The 12,291-nt window shown below is 56.9% G+C and carries 9 protein-coding genes, 3 pseudogenes and 1 riboswitch; of the genes and pseudogenes, 7 read left to right on the plus strand and 5 right to left on the minus strand.

Features of this window, described 5'->3' with window-relative positions:
- The first annotated feature begins 134 nt into the window (after positions 1 to 134).
- Together IM284_RS19715 and IM284_RS23775 are read left to right on the plus strand one after the other, a co-directional pair.
- The gene (locus tag IM284_RS19715; protein WP_045261131.1) at positions 135 to 695 is read left to right on the plus strand and encodes a fimbrial protein; all 561 of its coding nucleotides are present in this window, start codon (positions 135 to 137) and stop codon (positions 693 to 695) included.
- Between the two features lie 118 nt (positions 696 to 813).
- Positions 814 to 1,245 (plus strand): annotated as a pseudogene (locus tag IM284_RS23775) (FimD/PapC N-terminal domain-containing protein); the annotation flags it as partial.
- A 21-nt stretch (positions 1,246 to 1,266) separates the two neighbouring features.
- Here the strand turns inward: IM284_RS23775 and IM284_RS23780 are convergent.
- Positions 1,267 to 1,374 (minus strand): annotated as a pseudogene (locus IM284_RS23780) (hypothetical protein); the annotation flags it as partial.
- Here IM284_RS23780 and IM284_RS19720 point away from each other — a divergent pair.
- The 4 genes and pseudogenes from IM284_RS19720 to IM284_RS19730 form a co-directional block, all read left to right on the plus strand.
- Positions 1,324 to 2,940, plus strand: a pseudogene (locus tag IM284_RS19720) (fimbria/pilus outer membrane usher protein); the annotation flags it as partial. The pseudogenes IM284_RS23780 and IM284_RS19720 overlap by 51 nt on opposite strands.
- A 48-nt stretch (positions 2,941 to 2,988) precedes the next feature.
- Positions 2,989 to 3,207: a FimD/PapC C-terminal domain-containing protein gene (locus IM284_RS23785; protein WP_350308980.1), complete on the plus strand. Its 219-nt coding sequence runs from the start codon at positions 2,989 to 2,991 to the stop codon at positions 3,205 to 3,207.
- Positions 3,208 to 3,216: 9 nt separating this feature from the next.
- Entirely contained in the window at positions 3,217 to 3,978 is a 762-nt protein-coding gene (locus tag IM284_RS19725) for a molecular chaperone (protein ID WP_048959459.1), read from the plus strand.
- Positions 3,962 to 5,023: a fimbrial protein gene (locus IM284_RS19730; RefSeq protein WP_047367381.1), complete on the plus strand. Its 1,062-nt coding sequence runs from the start codon at positions 3,962 to 3,964 to the stop codon at positions 5,021 to 5,023. The genes IM284_RS19725 and IM284_RS19730 overlap by 17 nt, the downstream gene beginning before the upstream one ends.
- Before the next feature lie 44 nt (positions 5,024 to 5,067).
- Here the strand turns inward: IM284_RS19730 and ribB are convergent, their stop codons facing one another.
- Complete coding sequence (gene ribB / locus IM284_RS19735) at positions 5,068 to 5,721, minus strand: 3,4-dihydroxy-2-butanone-4-phosphate synthase (RefSeq protein ID WP_028017147.1); 654 nt, start codon at positions 5,719 to 5,721, stop codon at positions 5,068 to 5,070.
- 106 nt (positions 5,722 to 5,827) lie between these two features.
- Positions 5,828 to 5,978, minus strand: a riboswitch (FMN riboswitch).
- Positions 5,979 to 6,099: 121 nt separating this feature from the next.
- On the opposite strand from ribB, the gene ubiK reads away from it, so the two are divergent.
- Positions 6,100 to 6,396, plus strand: a complete 297-nt coding sequence (gene ubiK / locus IM284_RS19740) for a ubiquinone biosynthesis accessory factor UbiK (RefSeq protein WP_028014454.1) — start codon at positions 6,100 to 6,102, stop codon at positions 6,394 to 6,396.
- 63 nt (positions 6,397 to 6,459) lie between these two features.
- On the opposite strand, the gene hldE is transcribed toward ubiK, so the two are convergent.
- Genes hldE through IM284_RS19755 form a run of 3 tightly spaced genes read right to left on the minus strand, consistent with a single transcriptional unit; the run spans position 6,460 to position 12,109 of the window.
- Complete coding sequence (gene hldE, locus IM284_RS19745; protein WP_003862540.1) at positions 6,460 to 7,890, minus strand: bifunctional D-glycero-beta-D-manno-heptose-7-phosphate kinase/D-glycero-beta-D-manno-heptose 1-phosphate adenylyltransferase HldE; 1,431 nt, start codon at positions 7,888 to 7,890, stop codon at positions 6,460 to 6,462.
- A 40-nt stretch (positions 7,891 to 7,930) separates the two neighbouring features.
- The gene (gene glnE / locus IM284_RS19750) at positions 7,931 to 10,786 is read right to left on the minus strand and encodes a bifunctional [glutamate--ammonia ligase]-adenylyl-L-tyrosine phosphorylase/[glutamate--ammonia-ligase] adenylyltransferase (RefSeq protein ID WP_047367380.1); all 2,856 of its coding nucleotides are present in this window, start codon (positions 10,784 to 10,786) and stop codon (positions 7,931 to 7,933) included.
- Positions 10,787 to 10,807: 21 nt separating this feature from the next.
- Positions 10,808 to 12,109: an inorganic triphosphatase gene (locus tag IM284_RS19755; RefSeq protein ID WP_028014456.1), complete on the minus strand. Its 1,302-nt coding sequence runs from the start codon at positions 12,107 to 12,109 to the stop codon at positions 10,808 to 10,810.
- Positions 12,110 to 12,291: the final 182 nt, after the last annotated feature.

Consider the following 12,291-nt stretch of genomic DNA (forward strand, 5'->3'; position numbering starts at 1 on the left):
ATTATATATTAACCTCCTCTAAAAATATCTTTAAGCCTCATTAATCGTAAAAGCCGCCCTCAACCCGTTATACTTTGCGAGTATTCTGAAAATTAATATTCAGATTATGAATTCAATTGAAAAAGGATATTTTCATGTATATGGGTAAAAAAGTATTGTTAGCGGTTGCGATGGCTGCCATCGTTTCGGGTTCTGCTTTTGCTGATGACCAGGGTTCCGGCAAAATCAAATTCAAAGGCGTGGTCATTGATGCACCGTGCAGCATTGCACCAGACAGCGTTGATAAAGAAGTGGACCTGGGTGAAGTCACCACTGCCGTTATCAATGCCAACAAAAAGTCTACCGCTGTTCCGGTTGATATCAATCTGGAGAACTGCCAGCTTGACGATCCGGCGGACGAAACGGATACGCCAGTGACCAAAGTTGACGTGACCTTCACCAGCGCAGCAACTGACGCTACTGACACCAGCCTGATGAGCAACACCTATGCAAGCGGTGCTCAGAACGTCGGTGTTCGTCTGCTGGACAACAACGAAGCCAACATCACCCTGGGTTCGGCTCAAACGGTCGATCTGCTGGCGGGTTCCACCACTCAGACTCTGCACTTCAAAGCATTAATGGAAGTTGCTCAGGGTAAAACTGCCACAGCGGGTCAGGTTGAAGCGACTGCCAACTATGTGCTGATGTACAAATAAGGCAATGCATCACGATAAAACCGGCTGGCATTATTTGCCAGCCGGTATGTGATATTATTTTGGTAACAGGATGATGACATATAAATTACAATCTAAAATCATCATTGCGTCCCTGTTAATGACGAAGATTGCCTCTGCCACCGAGTTTAATATCAATGCCATTGATAAAGACCAGCGGGGCAGCGTTGACCTCTCCCTTTTTAAAAATGAAATAGCGGTTACCCCTGGCAGCTATTTTGTTACCGTATCCATTAACGACACACCGCTGGCTAACGGCTGGCAGCTGAGCTGGAAAGAGGTAAATAACACGGTACAGGTGTGTATTCCTCCTGAACTGGCGGATACGTTTGCCCTGAAAGAGGAAGTCCGCGACGCCTTACCCGAAAAAGAGGGATGCGTCGACTTTTCCTCCAGACCGGATATCACCTTTAATTTTGAACAAGCGACCCAGACGCTGAAGGTCACCGTACCCCAGGCATGGTTGCAGTACCGCGCCGCCGACTGGATGCCACCCGCAACGTGGGACAATGGCGTACCGGGCGTGATTCTGGATTACAACCTGTTCGCCAGCCACTATCAGCCCAGCGACGGCAGCAGCACCAACAACGCCAACACCTATGGCACGGCGGGCGCGAATATGGGCGCATGGCGCCTGCGCAGTGATTATCAGTACAGCCAAACGCATACCGATGCAGGTTCGGATCATGACGGACGCTTTTCGCGCGTCTACATGTTCCGCCCTCTTCCTTCACTTGGTGCTAAGCTGACGCTGGGTGAAACGGACTTCCAGTCCTCAATCTTTGACGCTTTTACCTATACCGGCGCCTCCCTGATCAGCGATGAGCGCATGCTGCCCTGGTCGCTGCGTGGCTATGCGCCACAAATTACCGGTATCGCGCAAACCAACGCGACCGTCACCGTCAGCCTGTCCGATCGCGTAATTTATCAAAGTAAAGTTCCGCCAGGCCCCTTTGTTATTCAGGATCTTAACCAGTCCGTTCAGGGGACGCTGGACGTAAAAGTGACGGAGGAAGACGGGCGCGTCAGCACCTTCCAGGTCTCGGCGGAATCGGTGCCTTTTTTAACGCGTAAAGGGCAGGTTCGCTACAAGCTGGCGGCGGGTAAAGCGCGTAAAGACGCCTCTCATGACGTCGAAGACACCGGTTTTATGAGCGGTGAATTCTCATGGGGAATGCTGTCAAACACCTCGCTCTATGGCGGGACGCTTGCCGACGGGGATCATTACCGTTCCATTGCCGCCGGGGTCGGGCAAAATATGGCGCATCTGGGTGCTCTCTCTTTTGACGTCACGCAGGCCACCAGCCAGCTCCCCTTCCAGGATAGCCAGACGGGTTACAGCTACCGTTTTAACTACAGTAAGCGTTTCGATACCACCGGCAGCCAGCTTACGCTTGCCAGCTACCGCTACTCCGATCGGAAATTCCTGAGCTATGCCCGCTTCCTTGATTATGACGACAACGATCGTCAGACAGAAAAGCAGACGCTGAGCGTAACCGCCAGCCAGTACATCAGCTCGTTATCGCTCAACCTCTACGTCAACGTACTGCGTCAGACCTGGTGGAACGAAGCCCCGTCCACGACCGGAAGCATTACCGCAGGCTATAACTTTGATCTGGGGCGCTGGAAAAACCTCGGCGTCACCCTCTCCTGGAGCAAGACGCATTACGAAGATGAAGACGACGATACGCAGTTTTACCTGTCCCTGAGCGTACCGATCGATCCGGATCATCGCCTCAGTTACGATCTGCACAACAGCGATAGCCTGAACCAAAATGTCTCCTGGTACGACACGTCCGATCGCAATAATACCTGGGGCGTCTCCGCGGGAACGGAGAGTGAACACGCGGACGCGGGCGCACAGATGAGCGGCAACTATCAGCACTATTCACCGTTTGGCGATCTGAATATCTCCGGAAGTTATAAAGCTGATGAATATAACTCCCTGAGCGCCAGCTGGAATGGCTCGTTTACCTCAACGGCCAAAGGCGCGGCGCTGCACCGTCGCAGCTACGGAAACGAACCGCGCGTGATGGTCAGCACCGACGGCGTCGGCAACATTCCGCTGAACATGTCGCGGGATGAAACCAACCGCTTTGGTATCGGCGTTTTACCGTCGGTTTCCAGTTACTCTCCCGCCAGCGTACAGGTCAATCTGGATAACCTGCCTGACGGCGTCGATGTGGACAACCGCATCACGACCACCACCTGGACCGAGGGGGCGATTGGCTACCGCCAGATTGCCACGCGCGCTGGCAACGATATTGCCGGCATTATCCGTACGCCAGCCGGCACTCCGCCGCTGGGCGCGATTGTTCACCTGCTGGAAAGTGACCAGCAAATCGGCATGGTCGCCGACGAAGGCCACGTCTGGCTGGGAGCAGTCGAGCCTGAACAACAATTCCGGGTAACGTGGGGTGACAATCAGCAGTGTCGCTTCTCGCTGCCTTCACACCTTGAAAACAGTATGCAGTTGATACTGCCATGCCAGTAAGAAACCATGATGAAACTGACCTCATTCACTAGCTTGTGCCTGATGTTAATCGGCACCGCATTTACCACCCACGCCGCCGTTAACCTGGACCGCACCCGCATTGTGTTTCCGGAAAGCGATAAGGCCAGCAGCCTCAAGATTGATAACCAGAGCAAAACGTTGCCTTATCTGGCGCTCTCCTGGATAGAAGATGAAAACGGACGCAAGGAGGACAGCCATTTTATGGCGCTTCCGCCGATTCAACGTCTTGAAGCGGGCGCCTCCTCTCAGGTCCGGATTGTGAAGCAGGCTGCGACCGCCCGGTTGCCGAAAGACCGGGAATCGCTGTTTTATTTCAACCTGCGCGAGGTGCCGCCGAAAAGTTCCAGCGCGAGCGAGGAACGCAGCGTCATGCAGGTCGCGATGCAGAGCAGGATCAAACTGTTCTGGCGTCCCAAAGCGATCGCCAAAAAGGCAGGCGATCAGGCAGAAATGCGTATGGAAGTCACCGCAAACGCGAAAGGGCTCACCGTGCATAACCCTACGCCTTATTACATCACGCTGGCGTGGCTGAGCAAAAATGCGAAAACCATGCTGCCCGGTTTTGACAGCCTGATGATCGCCCCGTTTGCGACGGCGACAACCTCTACCGGTGACTATCACGGCAACTACTACAGCATTGGCTACATCGATGATTACGGTGCGCTGAAAAAGGTCGACGCGCAATGTTCAGGTACGGCGAAATGTACACTCAGCGAGCATAAGGTCGATAAAGATGCGCAAGCTCGCTAATCTGCTGTTCCTGCTGCTGATATCCGCTCTGCCCATAAGAGAAGCGCTGGCGCTGGACTGCTATCTTGGTGCTTCAGGCGGGCCGGTTGAAGAGACAAAAACCATCTCGCCCTTTGCTATCCCCAGCAACGCGCAGGTGGGGCAGAAAATCTGGGAATCAGATGACATTAAAATCCCGGTTACCTGCGATCACAACGTCAACGGCGGCTTTGAGCCGGAAGACGTATTCGCCTGGGTTAACCCTTATCCTACCGCAACGGACCCTTACTATGAGCTTGGCGTAACCTACGAAGGGGTGGATTACGATGCCACGGGCCAGCCGAATGGCGTGGATACCCGCCAGTGTCTTGATAACAAGAATATCCTCATCTATACCCCGGATCAGATACGGCAGATGGGCTGGGAAAACCTGATTTGCTCCGGAAACCCGGATGACATTCATCCGACACGCACGTTTATTGCCCGCTTTCGCCTGTTTGTAAAAATTAAGGCGATTCCGCCTCACGGCTACGTGAGTTCCCTCGGCGATTACATCGTGGTGCAGTTTGACGGTAAAGGCGGGGTCAACCAGATGGCCGACGCGAAAAACCTGAAGTATCACATCAACGGCTTGCAAAACATTACCGTTCTGGACTGCGGGGCAACCTTTAGCATCTACCCTGAAAACCAGGAGATCGATTTTGGTACCTTCAGCGCTCGCGACATCGTGAATCAGAAAACGCGCGTTCGCGAATTTACGGTCAAAACCACCAAGGTGCAGGACGCGCAGTGCTCTGATGGATTCAAAATGGACTCGTCATTCTACACGACTGAAAAACTCAGCACTGACGATACGGCGCTGTTGATTGGGAATGGGCTAAAGCTGCGTATTCTGAACGGTACGGATCCGTTTACCTTCAACCACTACCAGGAGTATGCCGACTTCACCGGAAGTACGTTGCAGTATGAGCAAAAGTACACGGCAGAGCTGTCGTGGGATGAGGGAAAAGCGATCCAGTCCGGACCGTTTGAAACCGTGGTGCTGTTTAAAATTAACTACCACTAGCGACAAAAAAGCCGGGTTTCCCCGGCTTTTTCACATCAGCTGTCTCAGCTTGCCTTGCGCTCGTGCGCCTGGCGGTATTCCACCAGATCTTCAATTGTGACAACCGGCATGTTGTGCAGACGCGCAAAGGTGATGCACTCTGGCGCGCGGGCCATGGTGCCGTCATCGTTGGTCAGCTCGCACAGCACGCCCGCAGGCTTAAAGCCCGCCAGTGTCACCAGGTCGATCGTCGCTTCGGTGTGACCGCCACGGGTCAGCACGCCGCCCGCCTGCGCGCGCAGCGGGAAGACGTGGCCTGGACGATGCAGATCGGAGGGTTTCGCATCATCAGCAATGGCGGCACGCACGGTGGTCAGGCGGTCAGCCGCCGATACACCGGTAGTCACGCCATGCGCCGCTTCAATGGTCACGGTAAAGCCGGTACCAAAGGCGCTGGTGTTGTTCTCAACCATCATCGGCAGCTCGAGCTGCTTACGACGATCTTCGGTAATACACAGGCATACGATGCCGCTGCCGTGACGGATGGTCAGCGCCATCTGTTCAACGGTCATGTTTTCGGCGGCAAAAATCATGTCGCCTTCGTTTTCACGGTTTTCATCGTCAAGCACCATCACACCGCGACCTTCGCGCAGTGCATCCAGTGCATGTTCAACACGTTGAGTTGAAGTGCCAAAAGAGGAAAGTAGCGTCTGATTCATGGTAAAAAAACCTCATTAACAATATGGTTACCAGAATCAGGGCAGTCTTAGGAGCGCCGTATAAGCGGCAAAAAGATAACGTGAGCGGGCCCATGCCCGACTGGATCGTTACTCTCTCCCATCCGGACTTTAACCGTCGGCCCCGGAATTACACCGGATCTGCTGACCTTTGAGAATTCACCCAAAGCGCTCGCGGGCTTTCAGCGTTAAGCTGATTTACCGCCGGTGGGGAATTTCGCCCCGCCCTGAGAATAAGCGAGATAACTATAACGCTATTGATTAACCTGGGCAATGCATAAGCTTCAAACAAATCTGCTTTATCCTGGGTCATGACGCGCTACAATGTTCATCAACACCGACTTATCAAGGGAAGCCATTATGATTGACCCGAAAAAAATTGAGCAGATCGCGCGTCAGGTTCATGAGTCCATGCCGAAAGGCATTCGTGAATTTGGTGATGACGTTGAGAAGAAAATCCGCCAGACGCTGCAGGCGCAGTTGGTTCGCCTTGATTTAGTCAGCCGCGAAGAGTTTGACGTGCAGACCCAGGTACTGCTGCGCACCCGCGAGAAGCTGGCGCTACTGGAACAGCGTCTGAGCGAGCTGGAAAACCGCAATGCGCCGGAAGAAGTGAAGCCGGCACCGGCCATTCCACCGGTGGACGACCAGGAGTAAGTGCGGCCTGATGCCCTCCCCCACAGGGAGAGGGTGAAAAAAACGGGCCAATTGGCCCGTTTTTTACTGACTGTCTTTCTGGATCTTCTTGATGATGTTGGTGGTTGAACACCCGTCCTCAAAATTGAGCACCATCACCTCACCGCCGTTGGCCCAGACCTCTTCGCTACCTGCGATTTGCTCCGGCTTGTAATCGCCGCCCTTCACCAGCAGGTCTGGCAGGATCCCGGCAATCAGGCGCTGCGGGGTATCTTCTTCAAACGACACCACCCAGTCCACCGCTTCCAGCGCGCCAAGCACAATCATACGTTGCTCGAGCGGGTTCACAGGGCGCGTTTCGCCCTTCAGGCGTTTGGTCGACGCATCGCTGTTCACTGCCACAATGAGGCGATCGCCCAGCTTGCGCGCATTCGCCAGATACGACACGTGGCCCGCGTGCAGGATGTCGAACACGCCGTTGGTCATCACCACTTTTTCACCGCGCTTGCGCGCGGCGGCAACGGCCACCTTCAGCTCGTCTTCGGTCATGACGCCAAAACCGGTATCCGCACGCCCGCGCACCGCGTTTTCCAGCTCGATTGGCGAAACGGTTGAAGTACCCAATTTACCGACAACCACGCCCGCCGCGGCGTTCGCGAAGTAGCACGCCTCTTCCAGGGAGTTACCCGCCGCCAGCGTTGCCGCCAGCACGCCGATCACCGTATCACCGGCACCGGTCACGTCGTACACTTCTTGCGCCTGGGTTGGCATATGCAGCGGCGCCTTGCCCGGCTGCAGCAGCGTCATCCCCTGTTCGGAACGGGTGACCAGCAGCGCGGACAGCTCGAAGTCAGCAATGATCTTCATGCCGCGCTCAACCAGTTCTTCCTCGGTTTTGCACTTGCCCGCCACCGCTTCGAACTCAGAAAGGTTTGGCGTCAGCAGGGTTGCGCCGCGATAGCGCTCAAAATCGGTGCCTTTCGGGTCGATCAGCACCGGTACGCTGGCTTTACGCGCCAGCTGAATCATCGTTTGCACGCTCGCCAGCGCGCCTTTGGCGTAGTCAGACAGCACCAGCGCACCGATATTGCCCAGCGCCTGGTTAATGCGCTCGTGCAGCGGCTCAGGATCAACGCCTTCGAACCCTTCTTCGAAATCGAGGCGAATCAGCTGCTGGTTACGCGACAGCACGCGCAGCTTGGTGATAGTTGGGTGTGTCGGAACAGAAACGAAGTCGCACTTCACGTTCACGTCCGCCAGCGACTTGCTCAGCGCACGCGCCGCATCGTCAATGCCGGTCAGGCCCACCAGACGCGAGTGCGCGCCCAGCGAGGCTATGTTCATCGCCACGTTTGCCGCGCCGCCGGGACGCTCTTCAATGGTGTCGACCTTAACCACCGGTACCGGCGCTTCAGGAGAGATGCGGCTGGTCGGCCCATACCAGTAGCGATCCAGCATCACATCCCCGACAACCATTACTCCAGCACGTTCAAACTCTGGCAGTGTTACTTTCATTCCTGACTCCAGAAAGATTCACAATTTGCGCGCGATAATATCACACTTGTTTTGTTACGCACGGCTCCACCAGCCATTTCTGCCAGCTTGCCGTCACCTGGGCGCGCTCTGCGGTAAAACAGTCCAGCGCCACGTGGCCCGGCTGTTCCTGCAATGCCAGGTGATGAAGTTCATCGCGCAGCGTGGTGTAGGCGCGGGTTAAGGCCTGCGCCTCCTGCTCGTCCATAATGTCGTTCTGTGCCAGCAGTTCCAGAATACGCACGTTATCGGACCAGCGGGTCAGCTTCGGCTTGTCGTGGGCATGCAGTAGCACCAAGTACTGAGTGATGAACTCAATATCGGTAATCCCGCCCTCATCGGCTTTGATATCAAAGCGCTCGCGATGTTTGTTACCCAAATGCGCGCGCATTTTCTCACGCATTTCGCGCACTTCAGTTTGCAGGGTGCTGCCCTCGCGCGGGGTCGTCATGACTGACTTGCGGATCGCATCGAACTGCGTTTTGAGCTGCGGATCGCCGTACACCACGCGGGCGCGCACTAACGCCTGATGTTCCCACGTCCAGGCTTCGTTCTTCTGATAATCGGCAAAAGCGTCCGTCGAGGTGACCAGCATGCCTGCCGCGCCGGACGGGCGCAGACGCGCGTCCACCTCGTACAGAATGCCCGACGAAGTGCGGGTGCTGAACAGGTGCATGATGCGCTGGGCCAGGCGCAGGTAGAACTGCCGCCCGTCAATCTCACGTTCGCCGTCGGTCATGACGTCCGCTGGACAGTCGTGCAGGAAAATCAGATCCAGATCGGAGCTGTAGCCCAGCTCCCAGCCGCCCAGCTTGCCGTAACCGACCACGGCAAACCCTCGCCCCTCACGGTCAGCAAGGTGCTTCGGCTGGCCGTAGCGGGCCACCATCTGCACCCACGCCTGGTGGACTACCGCGTCGATGATCGCCTCCGCCAGCCAGGTTAAGTGATCGCTCACTTTCATTACCGGCAGCGTACCGGCGATATCCGCTGCCGCCACGCGCAGCATCTGCGCCTGCTTAAACTGACGCAGCGCCTCGAGCTGCTGCTCTTCGTCCTCTTCCGGCACGCGCAGCAGATACTGGCGCAGCTCGTCGCGGTAGGCGTCCATCGCCGTCGGCTGATAGAGCGTGTTCGGGTCGAGCAGTTCGTCCAGCAGCAGCGGGTATCGCGCCAGCTTGTTGGCCACCATCGGCGACGCGGCGCAGAGGGTAATCAGGTGCTTCAGCGCGCCGGGAAACTCGCTCAGCAGTTCCAGGTAGGTGGTACGCGTGATAATCCCGCTCAGCAGCGGCATCATGCGCGACAGCGGCACCGGCGCATCCTCGCGGGAGCAGACGTCGCTCAGCAGGTGCGGCATCAGATGATCCAGCACCTGCCGACCGCGCGGGCCAATGGCGCGCTTGTTCAGCTCAAGGCGGAAATCGGCAATCAAGGCCACCACGCGATGGCGGGCGTCGTCGCTTAAGTGCGCCAGCACCGGCGTGGTGTCATCTTCCTGGAGCGCGTCCTGCCACAGCTCGCGCCAGTGCTCGGAGAGCGCATCGTCCGGCGATTCACTTTCGTCGTCACCAATAAGATCGTTAAAGATGCGGCGAACGCCTGCCATATGGGCATCCAGCCGTTCGGTCAACGTTGACCAGTCATCCACCCGCATGCCCCAGGCCAGACGCGCCCGGTTAAGGTCATCCCCCGGCAGGGTCTGGGTCTGTTCGTCGTTAATGCTTTGCAGCAGGTTTTCCAGACGACGCAGGAACAGATAGGCGTCGCGCAGGGTTTGCGCGTCGCCGTCCGGCAGCAAATGCAGTTGCTCAATGGCGCTCAGCGTCGGCAGCAGCGAGCGGGACTGCAGCGACGGCTCGCGCCCGCCGCGGATCAGCTGGAAGACCTGAACGATAAATTCCAATTCGCGGATGCCGCCCGCGCCAAGCTTGATGTTGTCCTTCAGACCGCGACGACGCACCTCGCGGGCGATCATCCCTTTCATATTGCGCAGGGACTGGATCACGCTAAAGTCGATGTAACGGCGGAACACGAACGGGCGTAGCATGGCGCGCAGCTCGTTGGCGTAGGCGTCGTCGCTGTCGCCCATGATCCGCGCTTTGACCATCGCGTAACGCTCCCAGTCGCGTCCCTGCTCCTGGTAATAATCTTCCAGCGCGGCGAAGCTCAGTACCAGCGGGCCGCTGTCGCCAAACGGGCGCAGGCGCATGTCCACGCGGTAAACAAAGCCGTCCTGCGTAGGCTGGTCCAGCGCCTTAATCAGACGCTGCCCGAGTCGGGTAAAGAACTGGGCGTTATCCAGCTCGCGACGACCGCCTCGCGTGGCGCCATTCTCCGGCCAGGCAAAGATCAGGTCGATATCCGAGGAGAAGTTCAGCTCGCAGCCGCCCAGCTTGCCCATCCCCAGAATCAACAGCGGCTGCGGAACCCCTTCTTCGCTGCACGGCGTGCCCCACTCTTTACAGCAGGCGGCGTAGAGCCAGTCCCGCGCGGCGACAATCAGCGTCTGCGCCAGCTCGCTCAGCTGCTGCAAGGTGCTCTCTTCACTCACCAGCTCCAGCGCCTGCGCCCAGGCAATGCGCACCATCACCCGGCGGCGGAACTGACGCAGAACGCGCATCAGCGTGGCTTCATCCGCCACCTCTGCCAGCGCGGTTTGCAGCCAGCCAGCATAGTGCCGCCACTCGTCAGCCTGCGGCGGCGCGCTTTCCAGCTCTGCCAGCCAGTCAGGATTGGCGCTGACGCTCTCCTGCACAAAATCACTGAACGTGAGCACGCTTTTCGCCTGCTCGCTTAACGATGACGCGGGTAACGACTCGGGCAGACGTTCGCAAACGGTCTGCCAGTGCTGCTGTAACTGCGAAGAAAGCGGCATATCAGGGGTTCCTTGCCAGAATTAACGTTTTCCGCTGTGCAGCCAGTATGGATCCTGCGAAATGGCTTCGTTGCGGAAATGCTCGATCTCAATCTGCTGACGGGTCTCAATGGCATGCTTAAGCCCCTGCCAGTTCTCCAGCCAGGCCTGCGCCTTCACGCCCTCGTACGCTCCCGACAGAAGCAACATGCTGTCGATATTACGCGCCAGGCGGGGAAGCTGGTCGCCATACTGGTCGCCCAGCGGATGCGCGAAGGTGGTTCTCAGCTCGGCGGCGTGGCGGGAAAGATGGATATCCGCGAAGCGTTTAAAGTTGTCCGCGATTTTGGTCTGCGCTTTTGCATCGAGGAAGACGCGCCAGCCGCGCGTCACCAGAAACTCGGTCAGCGCCAGTTTTGCCGCGGCATTTTGCGGGCTATAAAGCGCGGTTTGCGCCGACACGTCGGAAAGCAGCAGCGTTTCGGTCTGGGTCAGCAGATCGCGTAAGTGAGCGCTAGCTTTACGCGGTACGATACCACCAAACAGCGTCAGGGTATGACGCACCAGTCCGATAGCGGCCAGCACCTGTTTTTTGGCATTTTTGACGTTACGCGCCCACAATTCTTCATGGTACTGCCATTGGGAGAGCGCCAGCTCCAGCGCCGCTTCCATGCCCTGCTCAATACTGGCTTTCGGGACGACGCGCAAAATCGGAGTCTCTCTCAGCACGCGTGGCGCATTTCCGGCAGCCAGGTGGTAGCCGCGCGCCGCTTTGCTCAAGCTACCCTGACGTAAACCCGGCTGGCTTACCAGCTTGCGCGCCAGCTTCAGCACGTCGCTCGCATCCCCTTCCAGAAGTTCCAGCTCCAGCTCGCAGATCGGTTCCTGGAACTCACCCGCCTTCACCTCGCCTAAATCCAGCGCGATTTCAATGCGGCTCTTGCCTTCCGTCACCAGCCATTTCTCGCGAGCGAAATCGGTGCTGAACAGCGGCTGCACCTGCCCTGCCAGCGTGGCGGGCAGTTCGCCTTCCGGCCAGACTTCCGCCGGGAAACGTTCCAGCTCAAGTTCTGGCTTACTGATGTCGATATTGTATTCCGGGCGCTGATGCAAACCGCCGACCACGCGGCCGGCGATTTTCATCGTCATCTCGTAGCGTCCGTTCGCGCCGCGGATGCGCAGCCCCATATCGTGGTTGCGCAGCCAGTTGTCCGGCGTTTCATAGTAGATGTTGAGCAACGGTACGGGTTCATGGTGCTCGCCGGAGAGCGTATTCAGATGCTGACGGAGCGCGTCAACGCTGTCTTTTTCGACGATAAATTTTAATTCGATTTCCTGAGCCATAGCCTTGTACTTTTGCGGGCGTCACAGACGCGTCAATGAGGGCGAACTTCCTCGCCATTTATTTGTCAGTACATAGTATTTTGCGCCAAATTGCCATGCAATGAGCAATTTGTCGGGCGTAAATGTGTAGAGTCGTGACACAGATGATTCTGATTGCTGATGAATGCTTTGCGTAGAGACAC

The organism is Enterobacter cloacae complex sp. P12RS (genome assembly GCF_014895875.1).
Taxonomy (GTDB): Bacteria; Pseudomonadota; Gammaproteobacteria; order Enterobacterales; family Enterobacteriaceae; genus Enterobacter; species Enterobacter bugandensis.

Bases quoted from the DNA above. Each gene is read 5' to 3' on its own strand.
- IM284_RS19715 (WP_045261131.1), top strand. From the start codon at position 135: ATGTATATGGGTAAAAAAGTATTGTTAGCGGTTGCGATGGCTGCCATC.
- IM284_RS19755 (WP_028014456.1), bottom strand. From the start codon at position 12,109: ATGGCTCAGGAAATCGAATTAAAATTTATCGTCGAAAAAGACAGCGTT.
- ribB (WP_028017147.1), bottom strand. From the start codon at position 5,721: ATGAATCAGACGCTACTTTCCTCTTTTGGCACTTCAACTCAACGTGTT.
- ubiK (WP_028014454.1), top strand. From the start codon at position 6,100: ATGATTGACCCGAAAAAAATTGAGCAGATCGCGCGTCAGGTTCATGAG.
- IM284_RS19730 (WP_047367381.1), top strand. From the start codon at position 3,962: ATGCGCAAGCTCGCTAATCTGCTGTTCCTGCTGCTGATATCCGCTCTG.
- glnE (WP_047367380.1), bottom strand. From the start codon at position 10,786: ATGCCGCTTTCTTCGCAGTTACAGCAGCACTGGCAGACCGTTTGCGAA.
- IM284_RS19725 (WP_048959459.1), top strand. From the start codon at position 3,217: ATGAAACTGACCTCATTCACTAGCTTGTGCCTGATGTTAATCGGCACC.
- hldE (WP_003862540.1), bottom strand. From the start codon at position 7,890: ATGAAAGTAACACTGCCAGAGTTTGAACGTGCTGGAGTAATGGTTGTC.